The 21996-nt window shown below is 72.5% G+C and carries 19 protein-coding genes; 8 read left to right on the forward strand and 11 right to left on the reverse strand.

Annotation, left to right across the window (positions count from 1 at the left end):
• Window positions 1–10 precede the first annotated feature (10 nt).
• On the forward strand, window positions 11–1525 hold the full coding sequence (locus Ae331Ps2_RS01190) for an MFS transporter (protein WP_075311287.1): 1515 nt from the start codon (window positions 11–13) through the stop codon (window positions 1523–1525).
• A gap of 577 nt (window positions 1526–2102) precedes the next feature.
• Here Ae331Ps2_RS01190 and Ae331Ps2_RS01195 read toward each other — a convergent pair.
• The 9 genes from Ae331Ps2_RS01195 to Ae331Ps2_RS01230 all read right to left on the reverse strand — a co-directional run bounded on the left by Ae331Ps2_RS01195 (window position 2103) and on the right by Ae331Ps2_RS01230 (window position 10679).
• Complete coding sequence (locus tag Ae331Ps2_RS01195; protein WP_075311285.1) at window positions 2103–3647, reverse strand: alkaline phosphatase; 1545 nt, start codon at window positions 3645–3647, stop codon at window positions 2103–2105.
• A gap of 66 nt (window positions 3648–3713) precedes the next feature.
• Complete coding sequence (locus Ae331Ps2_RS31760; RefSeq protein ID WP_020625699.1) at window positions 3714–3860, reverse strand: hypothetical protein; 147 nt, start codon at window positions 3858–3860, stop codon at window positions 3714–3716.
• Complete coding sequence (locus tag Ae331Ps2_RS01200) at window positions 3857–5242, reverse strand: OFA family MFS transporter (protein WP_075311283.1); 1386 nt, start codon at window positions 5240–5242, stop codon at window positions 3857–3859. The genes Ae331Ps2_RS31760 and Ae331Ps2_RS01200 overlap by 4 nt, the downstream gene beginning before the upstream one ends.
• Before the next feature lie 135 nt (window positions 5243–5377).
• Window positions 5378–6667 (reverse strand): ATP-dependent Clp protease ATP-binding subunit ClpX, encoded by a 1290-nt coding sequence (gene clpX / locus Ae331Ps2_RS01205; protein WP_075311281.1) that lies wholly within the window; start codon window positions 6665–6667, stop codon window positions 5378–5380.
• Between the two features lie 171 nt (window positions 6668–6838).
• Window positions 6839–7501: an ATP-dependent Clp protease proteolytic subunit gene (locus tag Ae331Ps2_RS01210; RefSeq protein WP_075313027.1), complete on the reverse strand. Its 663-nt coding sequence runs from the start codon at window positions 7499–7501 to the stop codon at window positions 6839–6841.
• A 29-nt stretch (window positions 7502–7530) separates the two neighbouring features.
• Window positions 7531–8127, reverse strand: coding sequence for an ATP-dependent Clp protease proteolytic subunit (locus Ae331Ps2_RS01215; protein WP_043280209.1), 597 nt, complete (start codon window positions 8125–8127; stop codon window positions 7531–7533).
• Window positions 8128–8421: 294 nt separating this feature from the next.
• Entirely contained in the window at window positions 8422–9900 is a 1479-nt protein-coding gene (gene tig / locus Ae331Ps2_RS01220) for a trigger factor (protein ID WP_075311279.1), read from the reverse strand.
• A 213-nt stretch (window positions 9901–10113) separates the two neighbouring features.
• Window positions 10114–10431, reverse strand: coding sequence for a hypothetical protein (locus tag Ae331Ps2_RS01225; RefSeq protein WP_075311278.1), 318 nt, complete (start codon window positions 10429–10431; stop codon window positions 10114–10116).
• A 74-nt stretch (window positions 10432–10505) separates the two neighbouring features.
• Window positions 10506–10679: a CsbD family protein gene (locus Ae331Ps2_RS01230; protein WP_020625706.1), complete on the reverse strand. Its 174-nt coding sequence runs from the start codon at window positions 10677–10679 to the stop codon at window positions 10506–10508.
• Window positions 10680–10853: 174 nt separating this feature from the next.
• On the opposite strand from Ae331Ps2_RS01230, the gene Ae331Ps2_RS01235 reads away from it, so the two are divergent.
• From Ae331Ps2_RS01235 to Ae331Ps2_RS01245, 3 genes are read left to right on the forward strand one after another with little or no spacing between them, the layout of a single operon-like run.
• Window positions 10854–11438, forward strand: coding sequence for an RNA polymerase sigma factor (locus Ae331Ps2_RS01235; RefSeq protein WP_233147472.1), 585 nt, complete (start codon window positions 10854–10856; stop codon window positions 11436–11438).
• The gene (locus Ae331Ps2_RS01240) at window positions 11429–12001 is read left to right on the forward strand and encodes a hypothetical protein (protein ID WP_020625708.1); all 573 of its coding nucleotides are present in this window, start codon (window positions 11429–11431) and stop codon (window positions 11999–12001) included. Before Ae331Ps2_RS01235 ends, Ae331Ps2_RS01240 begins: the two co-directional genes overlap by 10 nt.
• Window positions 11998–12360 carry an Asp23/Gls24 family envelope stress response protein gene (locus tag Ae331Ps2_RS01245; protein WP_075311276.1) on the forward strand — a complete coding sequence of 121 codons (363 nt, stop codon included), beginning with the start codon at window positions 11998–12000 and terminating at the stop codon, window positions 12358–12360. Before Ae331Ps2_RS01240 ends, Ae331Ps2_RS01245 begins: the two co-directional genes overlap by 4 nt.
• A 128-nt stretch (window positions 12361–12488) precedes the next feature.
• Here the strand turns inward: Ae331Ps2_RS01245 and Ae331Ps2_RS01250 are convergent, their stop codons facing one another.
• The gene (locus tag Ae331Ps2_RS01250) at window positions 12489–13307 is read right to left on the reverse strand and encodes a (2Fe-2S)-binding protein (RefSeq protein WP_075311275.1); all 819 of its coding nucleotides are present in this window, start codon (window positions 13305–13307) and stop codon (window positions 12489–12491) included.
• A gap of 588 nt (window positions 13308–13895) precedes the next feature.
• On the opposite strand from Ae331Ps2_RS01250, the gene gltB reads away from it, so the two are divergent.
• Window positions 13896–18377 carry a glutamate synthase large subunit gene (gene gltB, locus Ae331Ps2_RS01255; RefSeq protein WP_371335793.1) on the forward strand — a complete coding sequence of 1494 codons (4482 nt, stop codon included), beginning with the start codon at window positions 13896–13898 and terminating at the stop codon, window positions 18375–18377.
• Window positions 18370–19821, forward strand: a complete 1452-nt coding sequence (locus Ae331Ps2_RS01260; protein WP_020624139.1) for a glutamate synthase subunit beta — start codon at window positions 18370–18372, stop codon at window positions 19819–19821. The genes gltB and Ae331Ps2_RS01260 overlap by 8 nt, the downstream gene beginning before the upstream one ends.
• A gap of 94 nt (window positions 19822–19915) precedes the next feature.
• Here Ae331Ps2_RS01260 and Ae331Ps2_RS01265 read toward each other — a convergent pair whose 3' ends face one another.
• Window positions 19916–20170 (reverse strand): hypothetical protein, encoded by a 255-nt coding sequence (locus tag Ae331Ps2_RS01265; protein WP_020624140.1) that lies wholly within the window; start codon window positions 20168–20170, stop codon window positions 19916–19918.
• 384 nt (window positions 20171–20554) lie between these two features.
• On the opposite strand from Ae331Ps2_RS01265, the gene Ae331Ps2_RS01270 reads away from it, so the two are divergent.
• Window positions 20555–20953: a DoxX family protein gene (locus Ae331Ps2_RS01270; protein WP_075311274.1), complete on the forward strand. Its 399-nt coding sequence runs from the start codon at window positions 20555–20557 to the stop codon at window positions 20951–20953.
• A 102-nt stretch (window positions 20954–21055) separates the two neighbouring features.
• On the forward strand, window positions 21056–21952 hold the full coding sequence (locus tag Ae331Ps2_RS32395; RefSeq protein ID WP_020624142.1) for a DUF2188 domain-containing protein: 897 nt from the start codon (window positions 21056–21058) through the stop codon (window positions 21950–21952).
• Window positions 21953–21996: the final 44 nt, after the last annotated feature.

Consider the following 21996-nt stretch of genomic DNA (forward strand, 5'->3'; position numbering starts at 1 on the left):
ACGGTGGACCATGACGCAGCTCGACCTCCGGCACGGCACCCAACGGGTCTTCGCACACCTGCTGGTGAGCACCCTGGTGGTGTCGGTCGTGAACTTCACGGTGTGGTTCGCCGTGACGTTCTGGGTGTTCCTGGAGACGGGGTCGGTCGCGGCGACCGGCATCATCGCCGGGATCTTCCTGGTGGCGACGGCGCTGACCGGCATCCCGTTCGGCGGGGTCGTCGACCGGTTCGGCACGCGCGCGGTCATGCAGGTCTCGGCGGCGGTGTCGGCCGTGGTCTACGCGCTGTGCCTGGCGCTGCTCCTGCTCGCGCCCGCCGACGCCTTCCGCGATCCCACGAGCCCGCTGCTGTGGACGCTGGTCGTCGCGCTGATGCTGGGGGTGATCGCCGGGAACCTGCGCACCATCGCGCTGCCGACGCTGGTCACCCTGCTCGTCCCGGCCCCGGTCCGGGACCGAGCCAACGGGCTGGTCGGCACCGCGACCGGGGTGTCCTTCCTGGTCACCTCGGTCGCGTCCGGGCTGCTCGTCGCGGTCGACGGGATGCGCACGGTGCTCGTCGCCGCGCTCGTCGTGCTCGTCGCGTCGCTGCTGCACCTGGCCCGGGTCCGGATCCCGGCCGTGCCCGCACCGGCCGGTCCGGCCGTCGCCGTGACCGTCGACGAGCGGGGCGGGCTCGACCTGCGCGGCACCGTCCGGCTCGTCGCGAGCGTGCCGGGGCTGCCCGCATTGATCGCGTTCTCCTGCGTGAACAACCTGCTCGGCGGGGCGTTCATGGCGCTGATGGACCCCTACGGCCTGTCCATGATGTCGGTCGCGGCCTGGGGGCTGCTGTGGGGCGTGCTGTCCGCCGGGGTGATCGTCGGCGGGCTGCTCGTCGCCCGGATCGGGCTGGGCAGCCGCCCGGTCCGGACCCTGCTGCTGGTCAACACCGTGCTGTGGGCCGCGACGATGCTGTTCCCGCTGCACGCCTCGATCGTCCTGCTGGCCCTGGGCATGGCGGTGTTCATGCTGCTCATGCCGTTCGCCGAAGCCGCCGAGCAGACCGTGCTGCAGCGGGTCGTGCCCTACGGGTGGCAGGGCCGGGTCTTCGGGTTCGCGCAGAGCGTGGAGCAGGCCGCGTCGCCGCTGACCGCATTCCTGCTGGCGCCGTTCACCGAGCTGGTGGTCGTGCCGTTCATGAGCGACGACGGCGCCGGTGCGGCCGCGATCGGGTCGTGGTTCGGCACCGGCACCGCGCGTGCGATCGCCCTGGTGTTCGTCGTCTGCGGCGCCCTCGGCGTGGTCCTGACCCTCGCCGCCCTGGCGAGCCGCCCCTACCGGCGGCTCTCCGCCGCCTACTCCGCCGCGCCCGCCACGGACCCGGACACCACCTCCGACACCGGTGCGCGCACGGCCGGGGCCCCGGCCACCCCCGTCGCGGTCCCGACGCCCCCGGCCGTCTTGGCCGCGACGTCCACCGCCCCCGCACCCGCCGTCGCGGACCGGCGGCCCACGGACCCGGACGCCGCCCCTCCGGCGTGACCCGCCGCCGCCCCGCAACCACACCCCCTGGCCGGCGTCCACACCCGTTGCACCGGGTGTGGACGCCGGCCAGGGGGTGTGAACGCGGCCGACCGGCCGGGGATGCGGCGGTCGCTGCCGGTCGAGGGCCGGAGGCCGCCGGGCGCGGCGGAGTACCGGACCGCGACGGCACCCCGGGGTGGCGAGCATCGTCGGGCGCGCCGGGGTGCCGGGCGCCGCCGAGGCGGCCGGAGGGGCCTCGCGCACCCCGCGAGTGGCTGACGCACCCCCCGCGACGGGTGCGGCGACCTCGGGTGGGGTGCGGCGACCTCGGCTGGGGTGCGGCGACCTCGGGTGGGGTGCGGGGCTCTCGGGTCGGGGTGCGGCGCCGTCCAGCGGTGGGCGGCCGGTCATCAGGCCGCGGCAGGCCCCCGGGGACGGCGGGGACCCGGGGCACCACAGCGACCGGGCCACGACGGCGACCGCCCAGGCCCGTTCTCGCCCCTCCGGCCGTCCCGCCCCTCCGGCTGCCCCGGCCCGTCCCGCCCACCCCTCCGACACCGGCCGACCACCGGTCACCGGTCCCCCGGCGACAGCGTCAGGTCCGGCGGAGCGTGGTCGTCCAGAGGGAGACACCGGTCTGGTCGCGCAGGTGGACCTCCAGGGTCGCGCCGTCCGGGGCGACGTCGAGCTCCCCGAAGTGCTGGAACCCCTCCAGCGGGCTCGCGCCCTGCCGGGACGGTCCGCGCACGAACTCCGCCCGCGGGCCGAACGTCGGGTCGAGCTCGTTCGGGCCGAAGGCCCCGGCGTGCAGCGGGCCCGACACGAACTCCCAGAACGGGTCGAAGTCGGTGAACGCGGCGCGCTCGGGGGCGTAGTGGTGGGCGGCGGTGTAGTGCACGTCGGCGGTCACCCACACGACGTTGCGGACCCGCCGCCGGCGGATCCCGGCGAGCACCCCGGCGATCTCCGACTCGCGCCCGCTCGGCGGTCCGGGCACGCCGTTGGCGACGGCCTCCCAGGCGGTGTCGCCGTCGGGCACCAGGACCCCGATCGGCATGTCCGAGGCGACGATCTTCCAGGTCGCCCGGGACGACGCGAGCGCGTCGACGAGCCAGCGGGCCTGGGCCTGCCCGAGGATCCGCTCGCCACGGCCGGTGTTGGCGGAGTTCGCGCTGCGGTAGGTGCGCATGTCCAGCACGAACACCTCGACGTGCGGGCCGAACGGCATCCGCCGGTACACCCGTCCGTCGACGGCGGTGCGCGGGTCGACCGGCTGCCACTCGTGGAACGCGCGGAACCCGCGGGCCGCGAGCACGTCCACCCGCTTCTCGGTGTAGCGCTCCCCCACCTCACCGGTGAGGATCTCGCCGGGGTACCAGTTGTTGGTGACCTCGTGGTCGTCCCACTGCACGATCTGGCCGACCGAGGCGGCGAAGCGGCGCAGGTTGTCGTCGCGCAGGTTGTAGGCGAACTGGCCGCGGAACTCGGCGAGGGTCTCGGCGACCTTCGCCTTCGCCTCGGTCATCTCGTTGCGCCACACCCGGCCGTCGGGGAGCGTGACGGTCTCGGTGAGCGGGCCGTCGGCGTAGACGGTGTCGCCGGAGTGCAGGAACAGGTCGGGCTCGCGGTCGGCCATGGCGGAGAAGATCCGCATGCCGCCGGTGGCGCGGTCGATGCCCCAGCCCTGCCCGACGACGTCGCCGGACCACTGGATGCGCACCGGCTCGCCGCGGCCGGGGACCGCCCGGAAGGAGCCGGCCAGCGGGGCGCTCGCGGGGCCGCCGTCGAGCGGCTCGGCGACGACGCGGTAGTGCACCCGCCCCCGCGTCGCCGGGACCCGCAGCTTGCCGGTGAGGTCGGTGGCCGGGGTCAGCACCGGGCCGGGGATGCGCAGTGCCCGCCGGAAGTCCGGCGAGCCCGCGACCTCGACGACCATCCGCGACGGCCGGTCGGCCCGCGTCCAGACGAGCCCGGAGCCGGGCCGGACGTCACCGGCCGCGACACCGTGGGTCAGCAGCGGCCGGCCGGAGCGGACCAGCGCGGGGGCGGCGGCACCCGTGCCCGGCAGGACGAGGGCCGCGGCGCCGGCGAGACCACCGGCGGCCGCGGTGCGGAACAGGGAGCGTCGGGAAAGAGCCACGCCCGCCGTTCTAACCCGGACGGGTGAGGACGATCCGGACCGTCCGGGTGAACGGGAAGCGAAGTCTCAGCCGAACAGCGCGGGGATCTTCAGCACGAGCTCGTAGAGCCCGTAGGCGAACGGCACGCCGACCCACAACCAGGCCAGGACGGCGCCGACCCACTGCACCGGCCCCCAGGTCGACGACCCGCCGGTCTCGGCAACGCTGCTCACGCGGTCTCCTTCTGCTGTGTGGGGCCCTGGGCGGCCGCCGCCGTGGGCTCGTGGAACTTCCCGTCGACCGGCTTGATCAGCTCGTTGCAGACGAACGCGATGACCAGCAGGACGATCATGATGACGAACGCGGTCGTGTACCGGGCGGGGCCCTCGACGCCGGCGTCGATCCGCGCGTCGGCGATCGCGTTGACGATCAGCGGCCCGAGGACGCCCGCGGTGGACCACGCCGTCAGCAGCCGGCCGTGGATCGCGCCGACCTGGTAGGTGCCGAACAGGTCCCGCAGGTACGCCGGGACGGTGGCGAACCCGGCGCCGTAGAACGACAGGATCAGCACCGCGGCGACGATGAACAGCGCCCGCGACTGGTTCGGGATCAGCGTGATCAGCAGGTACAGCAGCGCGCCGACGCCCAGGTAGATGCGGTACATGTTCTTGCGGCCCAGCACGTCCGACAGCGACGACCAGGCGATGCGCCCGGCCGAGTTCGCCAGCGACAGGATCGCGACGAACCCGCCGGCCGCCGCGGCGAGGGTGGCCGTGGCGCCGTTCTCGGCGAAGAAGTCCTGGAAGATCGGTGAGGCCCGTTCCAGGATGCCGATGCCCGCGGTGACGTTGAAGCACAGCACCACCCACAGCAGCCAGAACTGCGGCGTGCGGATCGCGTTGTTCGCCGAGACGTTCCCGGTCGAGATCATCCCGCTCTTCCTGGCCGTCGACGGGTCCCAGCCCGGCGGCGTCCAGCCCTCGGCGGGCACCCGGATGAGGATCCAGCCGACCGACATGAAGACCAGGTAGATCAGGCCCATCGTGAGGAACGTGGACCCGATGCCGGAGGACGTGGCGTCGTCACCGGAGCCGCCGAACGCCGACAGCAGCGAGTTGGTGAGCGGGGTCGCGATGAGCGCGCCACCGCCGAAACCCATGATCGCCAGGCCGGTGGACAGGCCGGGGCGGTCCGGGAACCACTTGATCAGCGTGGAGACCGGCGAGATGTAGCCGATGCCCAGGCCGATGCCGCCGACGAAGCCGTAGCCCAGCACGACCAGCCAGTACTGCTCGGCGTAGAGGCCGAGACCCGAGATGAGGAACCCGGCGACGAAGCAGCTCGACGCGACGACCATCGCCCAGCGCGGGCCGTTGCTGTCGACCTTCGTGCCGAACAGCGCCGAGGACAGCCCCAGCATGATGATGCCGAGGGTGAAGGGCAGCGCCGTGGCGACGCCCGACAGGTCGAGCGCGGTCGCCAGCGGGGTCTTGAAGACGCTCCAGGCGTAGACCTGGCCGATCGCCAGGTGGATGGACAGCGCCGCCGGTGGGACGAGCCAACGGCTCCATCCGGGTGGAGCGACGATGCGCTCACGCGTGAGAAATCCGGACATCTCGCCCCTCCGTCGACTGTTGACGGAGCAACGCTAAGTAGTGCGGAAGGGTGCGGCAACCCGAGCCGGTCTCGATACGACAACGCCGGTCCCACCTGCTGGTGGGACCGGCGTCGGGTCGGTGCGTGCGGCGGCTCAGGCCGAGCGGTCGCGGCGCTCCCGGCGCTGCGGCTGGCGCGGGACGATCGTCGGGTTGACGTTGTCCTTCACCGTCTGGGCGGTCACGACGACCTTCGCCACGTCGTCGCGGCTGGGGATGTCGTACATCACCGGGAGGAGGACCTCCTCCATGATCGCCCGCAGGCCACGGGCGCCGGTACCACGCAGGATCGCCTGGTCGGCCACGGCGTCGAGGGCGTCCTCGGCGAACTCCAGCTCCACGCCGTCCATCTCGAACAGCTTGCGGTACTGCTTCACCAGGGCGTTCCGCGGCTCGGTCAGGATCTTGACCAGGGCGTCCTTGTCGAGCGAGGTCACCGAGGCGACGATCGGGAGCCGGCCGATGAACTCGGGGATCAGGCCGAACTTGATCAGGTCCTCGGGGAGGGTCTCCGCGAAGCGCTCCGCGGAGTCCAGGTCCTTCTTCGAGCGGATGTCGGCGCCGAAGCCGATGCCGGACTGCCCGACCCGCTCGCCGATGATCCGCTCCAGCCCGGCGAAGGCGCCGGCCACGATGAACAGGACGTTCGTCGTGTCGATCTGGATGAACTCCTGGTGCGGGTGCTTGCGACCGCCCTGCGGCGGGACGCTCGCGGTGGTGCCCTCGATGATCTTCAGCAGCGCCTGCTGCACGCCCTCGCCGGACACGTCACGGGTGATCGACGGGTTCTCCGACTTCCGCGCGATCTTGTCGACCTCGTCGATGTAGATGATGCCGGTCTCGGCGCGCTTCACGTCGTAGTCGGCGGCCTGGATGAGCTTGAGCAGGATGTTCTCGACGTCCTCGCCCACGTAGCCGGCCTCGGTGAGGGCGGTCGCGTCGGCGATGGCGAACGGGACGTTGAGCATCTTGGCCAGCGTCTGCGCCAGGTAGGTCTTGCCGCAGCCGGTGGGGCCGAGCATCAGGATGTTCGACTTGGCGATCTCGATGCCGTCGGAGGCGTCGCCGCCCGCGGCACGGCTGCGCTCGCCGGCCTGGATGCGCTTGTAGTGGTTGTAGACCGCCACCGACAGCGTGCGCTTGGTGGTGGCCTGACCGACGACGTACTGGTCGAGGAACTCGTGGATCTCGGTGGGCTTGGGCAGCTCGTCGAGCTTGACCTCACCGGCCTCGGCCAGCTCCTCCTCGATGATCTCGTTGCAGAGATCGATGCACTCGTCGCAGATGTAGACGCCGGGGCCGGCGATGAGCTTCTTGACCTGCTTCTGGCTCTTCCCGCAGAACGAGCACTTGAGCAGGTCCCCGCCGTCGCCGATGCGTGCCATAGGTGTCGATCCCCAGTCCTGGTCCGGCGTTCTCGCGTCGCGCCCGTCGCCCCGTGCCGGGTTGACGGTACCTGCCCGCGGCCCGCACGGGGACCGGAAGCGGTGTCCGGTTCCCCGGCGGGTCGCCGGGCGGTCACCGGCGGCCGGATCCGGCCGCCGGTGACCCGGGTGTCACTTGCCGCCGGCGGTACCGGACAGCTTGCGGCTCTGCACGATCTCGTCGACCAGGCCGTAGTCCTTGGCCTCCTCGGCCGTGAGGATCTTGTCCCGGTCGATGTCCTCGCGCACCTGCTCCGCGGTCCGGTTGGAGTGCCGCGCGATGACCTCCTCCATCCGCTTGCGGATGCGGGAGATCTCCGCCGCCTGGATCTCCAGGTCCGACACCTGGCCGTACACGCCCTGGGTGGCCGGCTGGTGGATCAGGATGCGGGCGTTCTCGACCGCCATGCGGCGGCCCGGGGTACCGGCGCACAGCAGCACGGCCGCCGCCGACGCCGCCTGCCCGAGGCAGACGGTCTGGATGTCGGGCCGGATGAACTGCATCGTGTCGTAGATCGCCATCAGCGACGTGAACGACCCGCCCGGCGAGTTGATGTACAGCGAGATCTCGCGGTCCGGGTCGAGCGACTCGAGCACCAGCAGCTGGGCCATGGTGTCGTTCGCCGAGGTGTCGTTGATCTGCTCACCGAGGAAGATGATGCGCTCCTCGAAGAGCTTGTTGTACGGGTTCGACTCCTTGACCCCGTAGCTGGTGCGCTCCACGTACGACGGGAGCACGTACCGGGAACGGGCCAGGTCCGGCGCCCAGCCGCCGGGGCCGCGCAGGTCGGTCATCGACTCCGGGTGGCGCGGGTCGAAGGTGCTCACTGGGCGCTCCCGTTCTGCTCGCCGATCCGGCCCGCGTGCGTGACGACGTGGTCGACGAAGCCGTAGTCCTTGGCCTCCTGCGCGGAGAACCAGCGGTCGCGGTCGGAGTCACGCTCGATGGTCTCGACCGACTGACCGGTGTGCTGGGCGATCAGCTCCGCCATCTCCCGCTTGGTGCGGCGGAACTGCTCGGCCTGGATGGTGATGTCGGCTTCCGTGCCGCCGACGCCGGCGGACGGCTGGTGCATCATGATCCGCGCGTGCGGCAGCGCCGAGCGCTTGCCCGGGGTGCCCGCCGACAGCAGGAACTGCCCCATCGACGCGGCCATGCCCATCGCCGTGGTCGCCACGTCGCACGGGATCAGGTTCATCGTGTCGAAGATGGCCATGCCGTCGGTGACCGAGCCACCGGGCGAGTTGATGTAGAGCTCGATGTCCTTGTCCGGGTCCTCGGCCGCGAGCAGCAGCATCTGCGCCGCGATGCGGTTCGAGATCTCCGCGTCCACCTGCTGACCGAGCACGATGATGCGCTGCTGGAGCAGGCGGTCGTACACGGAGTCGGACAGCGACATAGCGCTGATGCCGGACCGCATCTGCGGCCCGGTGCCGCGGCCCGCGGACGGGCCGGTGTCCTGCTGGCTCACTTCACCCTGCTTTCCGAAGTCGGGCCCGCTCCCGCGGCGCGGACGCCGTGGGAGGGGGTCCCGGAGTCTTCCTCTGGATCGCTCTCGGTTCTCCGGTGTCGGGTCTTGCGAACCCGTTCACGGTCCGGTGGGGACCGGTTCGGGGCCGACCCTACGCGGAGCGGGGGCCCCGCGTAGGGAACGACGCCCGATGTTCGCCGACAGCGCACGGCACGTCGTGCGAGGCCGGGTGACGACGGCCGGTCAGGCCTTCGCGTCGGCCTTGTCGGAGGCCTTGTCGGAGGCCTCGTCGCTGGTGGTCTCCGCGGTGGTGTCGGCGGTGTCGGCGGCCTCGTCGGCGGTGTCGGCGGCACCGTCCACATCGGTCGCGGGGACCTCCTCGACGGTGGTCTCGTCCTCGTCCGGCCCGAGCAGGTCGGACAGGTCGACGACCTCGCCACCCGGGAGGGTGACGGTCGCCGCGCGCACGGCGGTGATCAGCGCCTTGGAGCGGCGCACGTCCTGGTAGATCACGCCGAGCTGGCCGGCCTGCTGGATCTGCTGGACGAACTGCTCGGGGGCCATGCCGTACTGCTGGGCCTGGTACATGATCCGCTCGGTGAGCTCCTGGTCCCCGACCGAGATCTCCTCGCGGTCGGCCAGGGTGTCGAGCACGAGGCGGTAGCGGACGGCCTTCTCGGCCTCCTCGCGCGTCTCGGTGTCGAACTGCTCGCGGGTCTTGTCCTGCGAGGAGAGGAACTCGCCGAACTTGTCCTCGTCGTGGTCGAAGGCGTGCACCGCGTCGTGGGTGCGGGTCTCGACCTCGGCCGCGACGACCGACTCCGGCAGCGGCACCTCGGTGTCCTCGACGAGCTTGTCCAGGAGACGGTCGCGGGCCTGCGCGGCCTGCTCCATCCGCTTGGACCGGCCCAGGCGCTCGCGCAGGTTCTCGGTCAGCTCGTCGAGGGTGTCGAACTCCGACGCCAGCTGGGCGAACTCGTCGTCGGCGTCGGGGAGGTTGCGCTCCTTCACGGTGGTCACCTTGACGGTGATCTCCGCGTCGGAGTCCGCGTGCTCGCCGGCGACCAGCTTCGAGGTGAAGGTCTTCTCCTCGCCGGCCGACATGCCCTCGAGGGCCTCGTCGATGCCGTCGATGAGACCGCCCTGGCCGACCTCGTAGGAGAAGCCGGTCGTGGTGGCCTCCTCGATCGGCGTGCCGTCGACGGCGGCGGAGAGGTCGATCTGGACGTAGTCGCCCTTCTGCGCCGGGCGGTCGACACCGGCCAGGGTGCCGAAACGGGCGCGCAGCTGGTCGAGCTGCTCGGTGACCTCGTCCTCGGTCACCTCGGTCTCGTCGACCTCGACGGTCAGGCCGTCCAGGTCGGGGAGGGTGATCTCGGGGCGGACGTCGACCTCGGCGGTGAACGCGATGCGCTCGCCGTCGGCGATCTCGGTGACCTCGATGTCGGGCCGGCCGATCGGCTTGACGTCCTCGGACGTCACCACGGCCTCCTGGTACTTCACCGGGATCGCGGCGTTCACGACCTCGTCCAGGACGGGGCCACGGCCGATCCGGGCCTCCAGGATGCGGGCCGGCGCCTTGCCCGGGCGGAAGCCGGGGATGCGGACCTGCTGGGCGATCTTCTTGTACGCGCGGTCGAAGTCGGGCTTGAGCTCGTCGAACGGCACCTCGACGTTGATCCGGACGCGCGTCGGGCTGAGGTGCTCGACGGTGCTCTTCACGGTGGAACTCCTTGGGGCGGTACGAGTGATGCATCGGGCCGCGGCTCGCGCGGCCCCCGGTCGGTGGCCCCGCCCGCCGGCGCCGGACGATCCCGGCTCTCGCGCCGGGCGTCCCGTGCCACCGGCCGCCGGGTACGTGGGACGCGCCCGGTGACGGCGGGGCTCGCGCGAGTCTAGGCGAGCCCGGTCACCGTGCGACGGCCCGGGCGCGGGTCACGGTGCGGCGGGGCCCTCGACACCGCCGGCCGCACCGACGCCGGCGACGGTCACGTCCACGGCCAGGGTGTCGTCACCGAGGACGGCGCGGACCCGGTCGGCGACCTCGTCGGCGACCTCCGCGAAGGGCCTGCCCAGCCGGAGGACGACGGCGATCTCGACCGGGTCGGCCAGCCGCACACCCTGGACCCGGTGCCCGGGCAGGTACGACGCGATCGCGCCGAACGGGCCGCCGTCGAGGCGCAGCACCGAGGGGTGGGCCAGCACGGCGTCCGCGACGGCCTGCGGGCCGGGTCCTGCGGCGGGGTCGGTCACGGGGCCGGACCTTAGCGACAGACGACGGCGGCGGCACCCCGCTGTGGGGTGCCGCCGCCGTCGTGGTGCGCGGGTCAGCTCTTGAAGGTGTCCTTGAGCTTCTCGCCGGCCTGCTTCAGGTTGCCGGTGGCCTGGTCGGCCTTGCCCTCGGCCTGCAGGTCCTTGTCGTCGGTCGCCTCGCCGGTGGCCTCCTTGGCCTTGCCACCCAGCTCCTCGGCCTTGTTGCTGATCTTGTCTCCGAGACCCATGGAACTCACCTGCTTCCCGGTCGCGTGTCCGGCGGGCGGGGGTGCCCGCCGGTCGCTACCGTCCTCGACGAGTGGGGACTACCCCCACCTTCCACCGCTCACACCCCGACGGGGCCGTCCATGGTGAACGCGCAGGTCAGCGGCCCACCGGCCGCCCGACCACCGAGCCCTGACGTGCCGTCGGCACAGCCGGCACGGGTGCCGTCGCGGGCCGAGCTGGACGAGACCACGCTGGTCGTCCGGGCCCAGGACGGCGACGTCGGCGCGTTCGAGGAGCTGGCCCGCCGCCACCAGAACGCCCTGTTCCGGGTCGCGGTCCGGGTCCTCGGCGACGCCACCGACGCCGAGGACGCCCTGCAGGACGCGCTCATCGACGCCTGGCGGCGGATCGGCACCTTCCGCGGCGAGGCGGCCTTCTCCACCTGGATGTACCGGATCGTCACCCACCGCTGCACCGCACTGGCACGGCGGAGACGACGGACCGACCCGCTCCCGACCGACGACGGTCCGGGCGCGCCGGCCGACGACCGCTCCCCCACCCCGGAGCGGGCCGCCGAGGTCGACGCGGAGATGGCGGCACTGTCGCGGGCGGTCGCGTCGCTGCCGGAGGATCAGCGCACGGCGTGGGTGCTGCGGGAGCTGGAGGGGCTGGGCTACAGCGAGATCTCCCAGATCACCGGGGCGGGCGAGACCGCCGTCCGCGGCCGGATCCACCGGGCGCGCGGAGCACTGGCGGAGAGGATGCGGGCATGGCGGTAGGGAGGACCGGGGCGGACCGCGTCGAGCCGCTGGCCTGCGGCCGGGACGCCGCCGACGTCTGGGACCACGCGGAGGAGGGCGTGCTCGACGAGCACGAGCTGACCTGTCCGCACTGCGTGCGCGCACGCGCCGACCACGACCGGCTCGGCGGGCTGGTGGCGAGGATGGCGGCCGAGCCGCTGCGGCCGCCGCCGTCGGTGCTGGAACAGGTGATGGGCGCGGTCGTCGCGGACCTGCGCCCGCACGAGCTGCTCACCCTCGGCCCGGACGCGTGGCTCGGCAGGCCAACCGCCGAGGCGGCGCTGCGCCACGTCGTGGACACGATGGACGGGCTGCGGGCCCGCCGCTGCCGGATCGAGCAGCTCCGCGACCCGGACGGTTCCGCGGACGGCCCGCCCGCGGTGTGGGTGCGGGTGACGGTCGCCGCGCGGTTCGGCGTCGACCTCGCGTCGGTCACCGCCCGCGTCCGGCAGATGATGATCTCGGCCGGGGACCGCACGCTCGGCGTGCCGATCGCCGGGGTGGACATCCTCGTCGAGGACCTCTGGGAGGAGCCGGCATGAGCGGGCCGACGACGGTGTCCGTCTCCGACCTGGCCGTCGCGCGGGTGGCGGCGCGACGGGTCCGGCGGGTCCCGGGGGTCGTGGCGCTGATGGGCGACGTCGCGCACACCCTGCTGGGACTGGCCGCGGACTGGCTGCCCCGCGACCCGGTGCCCGAGGAGCTGCGGGTGCAGGGCCTGGTCGCGTCGGTGCACGGGCACGAGGCCGAGATCCGGGTGACGGTGGGTGTGCGGTTCGGCACGAACTGCGCCGAGCTGGCCGAACGGGTGCGCCGGGAGGTGGCCGAGGAGGTCGCGACGGTGTGCGGCCTCGACGCCCGGGTGCGGGTCACCGTCGCCGACATCGTGCTGCCGGCCTGAGCTCCGCCCGGCGCCGCCCTGGCACGCCTGCGCCGCCTGCGCTGCCTGCGACCCGGGGCGCTGCCGGGCCGCGCCGGAGGACGGGGCGGTGCCGGGGGGCGGTGTCCGGGGGCGGTGCGGTGTCCCGGTCAGGCGCGGCCGGCGAGCACGCAGTCGCCGCAGGTCCCGCCGCCGGGGGCGCGGACGTAGAGGCAGCAGGAGCGGCGCCGGAACGCCCACTCGGTGTCCGGGTCGGTGTCGTCGAGACGGAGCAGGCGCCCGGTCGCCCCCGAGGGCAACGGCCCGCGCAGCACCGGGTGGTCGACGAGCGCGTCGAGCAGGGCCAGGTACCGACGCCGGTCCGGGCGCCGCACGGCCTCCATGACCCGCGCCGCCCCGCCGATCGAGGACACCACGTTGCCGCGCAGCACCCGCGGCGACACCGCGGCGCGGACGGCGACGGCGGCGTACAGCGGCTCCAGATGGGCGTCGGCGAGCTCCCGGGCGAGCAGGTCCGCGGCGCCCGCCGGGTCGACGGCGACGTCCGGGGTGGCGATGCCGGTGGTCCCGGCGGGCAGGGCGGCCGCCCACGGGTCGGCTGCGCCCGGGTCCCGGCGCAGCTCCCCGAGCGACGGGAGGACACCGTGCAGGGCCACGGCCGCGAAGGGCATGGACACGATCCGCGCCGCGAGCCCCATCACCGCGACCGATGCCCCGACCCGCCGGTCCCCGCCGAGCGCGGTGGTGACCTCGTCGATCCGCCGGCCGAGCGGGTCCGGGCCACCGACCACGGGCGCGGCGTAGAGCGCGTCCCACCGGACGGTGCCGGACGCGGCGGGCGTCGCCACCGCGAACCAGGGACCGATCGTGGCGACATCGGCGAGCACCGCGGCGACCCGTTCGTCGGACACCCGGTCGGGTGAGGACGGCGGCGGCCCGGCGGCGGGCGTGTGCGGCGACGCGTTCATCGCGCCCAGTCTCCCCCGGTTCCCGGGACGCGGCGCGTAACGACCCGCTCCCGCACGGCGATCCCACGCAGTAGACGGCACTTCCCGACGGATGGTCACGCTCGGCTCACCGTCCGGACACGGGACGGCAACGTTGACCTGCTCGCATGGTCAGCGATCCACATCACGGGACAGGTGGGCCGCTCTCAGTAGCGCACCACGGTTGCGACGTGCGACTCTGTGCACTCGCCAGACCGCACTCGCCGGGGTGTGCGGTCGAACCGTGCCGCAGGAACGGCCGGGTACTGGAAGTCAGCGCCCGGCCGCTCGGCGTGCCCGGAGGAAGATTCCGTCCGCCGGTCACCCACCCGGCGGCACGGTGCACCTGAACGGCCCTCGTCGCACGTCCCACTCGGGCTGCGCGCTGTACTCTGAGAACCCTTTTCGGACCGCAGCGAGCTTGCCTGTCCGGGTCGTCCGATGCGGGTGGCTCCAGGTGCACCGAGACGACAGGAGGAGCAGTTGGCCGCGATCAGTGACCAGACGCGTCGCCCCTCGCCCGGTGGGCTCTACGCCGCCGATCACGAGCACGACGCCTGCGGTGTGGCCATGTTGGCCGACGTCACCGGCAAGCGCAGCCACGCCATCGTGCAGAAGGCCATCGAGGCCCTGCTGCGACTGGAGCACCGCGGTGCACGTGGCGCCGAGTACAACACCGGTGACGGTGCCGGGATCCTGATCCAGGTCCCGGACGCGTTCTACCGCGAGGTCACCGACTTCGACCTGCCCGCGGAGGGCGCCTACGCCACCGGCATCGCGATGCTGCCGCGTGACGAGGCCGAGGCCGCCGCGGCGATCGAGCGGATCGACGCGCTCGCCGCCGAGGAGGACCTCACGGTCCTCGGGTGGCGCGAGCTCCCGACCGACCCCGACGCCGCGGACCTGGGCTCCATCGCCCGGAACGCCATGCCGGGCTTCCGGCAGCTGTTCGTCGGTGGCGTGGAGCTGACCGGGGACGCCCCGGAGAGCGCGCCCGCCGGCATCGACCTGGAGCGCCGCGCGTTCTGCTTCCGGAAGCGGGTCGAGCACGACACCGAGACCTACTTCCCGTCGCTGTCGCCGCGCACCGTCATCTACAAGGGCATGCTCGCCGAGCCGCAGGTCGCGGCGTTCTACCCCGACCTGAACGACGAGCGCGTGACCTCCGCGCTGGCGATCGTGCACTCGCGCTTCTCGACGAACACGTTCCCGGCGTGGCCGCTGGCGCACCCGTTCCGCTACGTGGCGCACAACGGTGAGATCAACACGCTGCGCGGCAACCGGAACTGGATGGCGGCCCGCGAGTCGCTGCTGGAGTCCGCGAACCTGCCCGGCGACCTGTCGCGGCTGACCCCGATCGTCACCCCGGACGCGTCGGACTCGGCCACCTTCGACGAGGTCCTGGAGCTGCTGCACCTGTCCGGTCGCAGCCTGCCGCACGCGGTGCTGATGATGATCCCGGAGGCCTGGGAGCACAACACCGAGCTGGACCCCGCCCGGCGGGCGTTCTACGAGTACCACTCCACCCTGATGGAGCCGTGGGACGGACCGGCCCTGGTGGCGTTCACCGACGGCACCCGGATCGGTGCGGTCCTCGACCGCAACGGCCTGCGCCCGGCCCGCTACTGGGTCACCGAGGACGGCCTGGTCGTGCTCGCCTCCGAGGTCGGCGTGCTGGACGTCGCGCCCGACAAGGTCGTCCGCAAGGGCCGCCTCGAGCCGGGCCGGATGTTCCTCATCGACACCGAGCTCGGCAAGATCGTCGACGACGACGAGGTGAAGGGCGCGCTGGCGGCCGAGCACCCGTACGCCGACTGGCTGCACGCCGGCCTGATCCGGCTCGACGAGCTGCCCGCCCGTACCCGCGAGACCCCGACCCACGAGACGCTCAACCTGCGCCAGCAGGCCCTCGGCTACACCGAGGAGGAGCTCAACGTCCTGCTCCGCCCGATGGCGGTGTCCGGGGCCGAGCCGATCGGCTCGATGGGCAACGACGCGCCGCTCGCCGCGATCGCCGAGCGCCCGCGCCAGCTCTACGACTACTTCATCCAGCTGTTCGCCCAGGTCACCAACCCGCCGCTGGACGCGATCCGCGAGGAGCTCGTCACCTCGCTGTTCAGCCAGCTCGGGCCGGAGCAGAACCTGCTCGACGCGACGCCGGCGCACTGTCGGACCATCGTCGTGCCGTTCCCGGTGCTGACCAACGACGACCTGGCGAAGATCGTCCACATCAACGACGACGGGGAGTTCCCCGGCTTCGCCTCGCACGTCGTCCGCGGCACCTTCACCGCCCGCGACGGCGGCAAGGGCATGCTCTCGCGGCTGGCCGAGATCAAGCAGGAGGTGTCCCGCGCGATCGAGAACGGGGCCCGCCTGATCGTGCTGTCCCAGCGCGGGGTGGACGCCGAGCACGCGCCGATCCCGTCGCTGCTGCTCACCGGCACCGTGCACCACCACCTGGTCCGGGAGCGCTCGCGTACCCGGGTCGGGCTGGTCGTGGAGTCCGCGGACGCCCGCGAGGTCCACCACATCGCGCTGCTGCTGGGCTACGGCGCCTCCGCGGTGAACCCGTACCTGGCGATGGCCACGGTCGAGGACCTCGCCGAGCGCGGCGACATCCCCGGCGTCGACGGCCCGACCGCGGCGAAGAACCTGGTCAAGGCGCTCGGCAAGGGTGTCCGCAAGACCATGTCGAAGATGGGCGTCTCGACGGTCGCGTCCTACACCGGTGCGCAGATCTTCGAGGCCGTCGGCCTGGGCTCCGAGGTCATCGACGCGGCCTTCCGCGGCACCGCGTCGCGGATCGGCGGCGTCGGCTTCGACGTCCTCGCCGAGGAGGTCCTGGCCCACCACCGGCGCGCCTACCCCGCCGACGACGTCCGTGCCTCGCACCGGGCGCTGCCGGTCGGCGGCGAGTACCAGTGGCGCCGCGAGGGCGAGCTGCACCTGTTCAACCCGCAGACCGTCTTCAAGCTGCAGCACTCCACCCGGGCCGGGAAGTACGAGGTCTTCAAGGAGTACACGAAGGCCGTCGACGACCAGGCGAAGCGGCTGATGACGCTGCGCGGCCTGTTCCGCTTCAAGGACGGGCGCGAGCCCGTGTCGATCGACGAGGTCGAGTCGATCGAGTCGATCATGACCCGGTTCGCGACCGGCGCGATCTCCTACGGCTCGATCTCCCAGGAGATGCACGAGACCCTGGCGATCGCGATGAACCGCATCGGCGGCCGGTCCAACACCGGTGAGGGCGGCGAGGACCCGGACCGCTTCACCCCGGACCCCAACGGCGACTCGCGGCGCAGTGCGGTCAAGCAGGCGGCGTCCGGCCGGTTCGGCGTCACCTCCGAGTACCTGGTCAACGCCGACGACATCCAGATCAAGATCGCCCAGGGCGCCAAGCCCGGTGAGGGCGGTCAGCTGCCCGGCAGCAAGGTCTACCCGTGGATCGCGACCACTCGGTACTCGACGCCGGGCGTCGGCCTCATCTCGCCGCCGCCGCACCACGACATCTACTCGATCGAGGACATCAAGCAGCTCATCCACGACCTGAAGAACGCCAACCCGCGGGCCCGCATCCACGTGAAGCTGGTGTCCCAGGTCGGCGTCGGGACCGTGGCGGCCGGTGTGTCCAAGGCGCACTCCGACGTCGTGCTGATCTCGGGCCACGACGGCGGCACCGGCGCCTCGCCGCTGTCCTCGATCAAGCACGCCGGCGGCCCCTGGGAGCTCGGCCTGGCCGAGACCCAGCAGACGCTGATGGCCAACGGGCTGCGCGACCGGATCACGGTGCAGGCCGACGGCCAGCTCAAGACCGGCCGTGACGTCGTCATCGCGGCGCTGCTCGGCGCCGAGGAGTACGGCTTCGCGACCGCCCCGCTGGTCGTGTCGGGCTGCATCATGATGCGCGTCTGTCACCTCGACACCTGTCCGGTCGGCGTCGCGACGCAGAACCCGGAGCTGCGCAAGAAGTTCAACGGCAAGGCCGAGTACGTCGTGAACTTCATGCGGTTCGTCGCGCAGGAGGTTCGCGAGATCCTCGCCGAGCTGGGCTTCCACTCGCTCGACGAGGCGATCGGCCGGGCCGACGTGCTCGACGTCGACACCGCGGCCCAGCACTGGAAGTCCAAGCACCTGGACCTCTCGCCGATCTTCAAGATCGCCGACGTGCCGGACGACGCGCCGCGCAAGCGGACCCGCGAGCAGGACCACGGCCTGGACAAGGCGCTGGACAACACCATGATCCAGCTGGCCGAGGGCGCACTGCGCAACGGCGACCGGGTCCGGCTGGACCTGCCGGTGCGCAACGTCAACCGCACCGTCGGCACGATGCTCGGGTCCGAGCTGACCCGGGCACACGGCGGCAAGGGCCTGCCCGACGACACGATCGACATCACGCTGACCGGCTCGGCCGGCCAGAGCTTCGGTGCGTTCGTGCCCAAGGGCATCACGCTGCGGCTGGTGGGCGACACCAACGACTACTTCGGCAAGGGGCTGTCCGGTGGCCGGCTGACCCTGCGGCCGGACCCGTCGTCGCCGTTCCCCGCCGAGGAGAACGTCATCGCCGGCAACGTGATCGGCTACGGCGCGACCTCGGGCGAGATGTTCATCCGCGGTGTCGTCGGCGAGCGGTTCTGCGTCCGGAACTCGGGTGCGGTGGCCGTCGTCGAGGGCGTCGGTGACCACGGCTGCGAGTACATGACCGGTGGCCGGGTCGTCGTCCTCGGGCGGACCGGGCGGAACTTCGCCGCCGGCATGTCCGGTGGCGTCGCCTACCTGCTCGACGTCGACCGCAACCGGGTCAACCCGGAGATGGTCGACCTCGACCCGCTCGCGGACGAGGACCGGTCGATCGTGCACGACCTCGTCGAGCGGCACCACGCCGAGACCGGCTCCGCGGTGGCGCACGCGCTGCTCACCGACTGGGACAACGCGGTCGAGCGGTTCGGCAAGGTCATGCCCAAGGACTACAAGCGCGTGCTGCTCGCGACGGAGAACGCCGAGCGCGAGGGCCGCGATGTCAACCAGGCGATCATGGAGGCTGCTCATGGGTGACCCCAAGGGCTTCATGACCACTCCCCGGCAGACGCCGACCCGGCGGCCGGTGGACCTGCGGCTGATGGACTGGCGCGAGGTCTACGAGGACTTCCCGAAGCAGACCCTCGAGAAGCAGGCCGGGCGCTGCATGAACTGCGGCATCCCGTTCTGTCACCAGGGCTGTCCGCTGGGGAACCTCATCCCCGAGTGGAACGACCTGGTCTACCGCCGGGACTGGCGCGAGGCGATCGAGCGGCTGCACGCCACGAACAACTTCCCGGAGTTCACCGGGACGCTGTGCCCCGCCCCGTGCGAGGCGGCGTGCGTGCTCGCCATCAACGACGACGCGGTCACGATCAAGCAGGTCGAGATCGAGATCATCGACAAGGCGTGGGACGAGGGCTGGGTGCCCCCGATGGTCCCGGAGGTGAAGACCGGGAAGAAGGTCGCCGTCGTCGGGTCCGGGCCGGCCGGGCTGGCCGCCGCCCAGCAGCTGACCCGGGTCGGGCACGACGTCGTCGTGTTCGAGCGGGCCGACCGCATCGGCGGGCTGCTGCGCTACGGCATCCCCGAGTTCAAGATGGAGAAGGCGCGCCTGGACCGGCGCCTGGAGCAGATGGTCGCCGAGGGCACCCACTTCCGGGCCTCGGTCGACGTCGGCACCGACATCACCGTCGAGCAGCTGCGCGCCGACTTCGACGCGGTCGTCCTCGCCGGCGGCGCGACGGCGTGGCGCGACCTGCCCGCCGAGGGCCGCGACGCCGAGGGCGTCTACCAGGCGATGGAGTTCCTGCCGTGGGCCAACCACGTGCAGCAGGGCGACCTCGACGCACCGCCCATCTCCGCCGAGGGCAAGGACGTCGTGATCATCGGCGGCGGTGACACCGGCGCCGACTGCCTGGGCACCTCGCACCGTCAGGGTGCGCGCTCGGTGACCCAGCTGGAGATCATGCCGACCCCGCCGGAGCACCGCACCGAGAACATGCCGTGGCCGACCTACCCCATGGTCTACCGCGTCTCCTCGGCCCACGAGGAGGGCGGCGAGCGGCTGTTCTCGGTCAACACGACCGAGTTCGTGAAGGACGCCGACGGCAAGCTCGCCGGCATCCGGATCGTCGAGGTGAAGCGCGGGGAGTCCGGCTTCGAGCCCGTCGAGGGCACCGAGCGGGAGCTCCCGGCGCAGCTGGTGCTGCTCGCGATGGGCTTCGTCGGCCCGGAGAAGGGCGCCCTGCTGAACGACCTCCAGGTCGACCTCGACGAGCGCGGCAACGTCGCCCGCGACGAGCGCTACATGTCCTCGGTCGACGGCGTGTTCGTCGCCGGTGACATCGGCCGCGGCCAGTCGCTGATCGTGTGGGCCATCGCCGAGGGCCGCTCCGCGGCAGCGGGTGTGGACGAGTGGCTCACCGGCCGCTCCGTCCTGCCCCGCCCGATCAACCCGGGTGACCGGCAGATCGCCTGACGTCGTACGCACCCCGAGGGGCCCGGCCGCACCGGCCGGGCCCCTCGCGTGTGTCCGGGTGTATGTCGGGGCGTCCGTCCGGATGTCCGTCCGGTCAGTCCATGCGGATCAGCTCGAAGGCGTCGTCGCCGATCCAGATCCGCACGCCCTCGGCGTCGTCGGAGATGTAGCCGTCCTCCTCCTCGCCGAGCTCGCGGATCGCGCCGAGCGCGAGCCGGTCGAACTCGACGACGCCGTCGCCCACGTCGACCGGCCGGTACTCCCGGGCCAGCAACGCGGTGCGGCACTCCGTCGCCAGCCACGCCGCGTTCTCCGTACCGACCTCGACCCGCCACCGCTCATCACGCATGTGACCAGTATGGCCTGCGTCACTCCGTCCGTCGCCGGTCTTCTACCGGCGGTCGTGACGCACTGCTCCTCATCGGACGCCCACCGCGAGCTGCTCCCGCCCGTCGCGGGCGCGGCGCCGCTCACGGTGGCGGGCAAGACAAGGACCACTGCACCCACAACCCGACGGCAGGTCGGGCGTTGAACCCCGTGACCGGCATCTGCAGAACCGGGAGCCCCTGTCGATGCCGGGCACCATCGGGTCATCGGGTACCGCGGCCACGCGCCGCGGGCCCGATGCCCGGTGGTGTAGTCCCCGCCCGCGCGACCGATGAGATCGCCGGGGCCCGCCGGTCATAGGTGGTGAGCGCCCCGGAGCCGCCGGGGCCGTGCTCACGGAGGCACCATGACCACCCCCTCCCCCACCCGCCGCATGCCGGTCGCCGCGCACCGCGCACTGTGGGTGCTCCAGATCCTGCTCGGACTGTTCTTCGTCCTGGCCTCTGCCCTGCCGAAGTTCTGGGGCGACCCGTTCGCCGTCGCGATCTTCGACGGGATCGGCCTCGGCCAGTGGCTGCGCTACGTCGTCGCCTTCCTCGAACTGGCCGGCGGGATCGGGCTGTGCATCCCGCGCCTCGCCGCCCCGGCCGCCACCGGGCTCGTCCTGCTGATGATCGGTGCGGCGCTCACCCAAGCCTTCGTCCTGCACGGCGGGGTACTCGTCGTCACGCCCCTCGTCCTCGGCGCCCTGGCTGCCGTGATCGCGGTCACGCGACGGAACGAGACGCTCACCACGCATCGCTGACCTGCGTTTACGCTCAGCGATCGTCGGGCATGCCCAACGGGAGAAGACCGTTCCGGATACCCCGGTTCGCCCAGTCAGTCCCGTACAGGGGAGGAACCCGCCATGGCCGACCGCCACGTCAAGCCGGTCGACGACGGCTGGACCGTCGAGAAGGAAGACGCCCGACGCCCGAGTGCCCGTACGAGCACCCAGGCCGAGGCCATCACCCGGGCGGTGGAGATCATCGCCAACGACGGCGGCGGCAACCTCGTCGTCCACGGTACCGACGGCTCGGTGCGCGAGCGCCGCTCCATCGAGCCCGACGCCGACGCCGGCACCGCCACGAAAGCCGCCGCGGGCGCCACCGCCGCCGCGGTCAAGGACACCGCGTCGAAGGCCGCGGACACGACCGGGAAGGCCGCCGACTCGATCGGCTCCGACACCCGGACGACCGCCAAGAAGGTCGCCGGCGAGACCGGTGACGGCGTTTCGAAGGCCGCCGACGCAGTCAAGGAGGGCGCCGACACGGTGGCCGCCGAGGCGCGCAAGGTCAACACGAACGGCAAGGCCCCGAAGAACGCCGGCAAGGCCGCGGCCCGGGCGGCCAAGGCCACCGGTGAGCAGCTCGCCGGCACCGCCGAGCGGACCGGCAAGCAGGTCGCCGGCGAGGCCCGGGCGTCCGCGGAGCGATCCGCCGAGACCGTCAAGGCCGTCGCCGACCAGGGCGCCGAGTCCGCGGTGCGCACCGCGGACCGGGCCGCACGGGTGAGCGCTCGCGTCGAGGACGACCTCGACGACCAGGGGGCCCGCCTGGCCCGCAGGCTGTACGAGAACGGTGAGCGTGCCGCCTCGCAGCTCGACGACTTCGCCCTGCGCGTCTACAAGCCGCTGAACCCGATCCGGTTCACCAGCCGCGTCGCCGCCGGGGCGGTCGCCACCGCGTTCGGCGTGACCGGTGCGGTCACCGCGCGCGCGGGCAAGCTGTTCCAGCGCGGGACCCACAAGGCCACCGGCCGCTGAGTCCCCGCAGTACCACGACGGTGCCCCCGCCGACCTCGTCGGCG

This window comes from Pseudonocardia sp. Ae331_Ps2 (genome assembly GCF_001932405.1).
Classification (GTDB): Bacteria; Actinomycetota; Actinomycetes; order Mycobacteriales; family Pseudonocardiaceae; genus Pseudonocardia.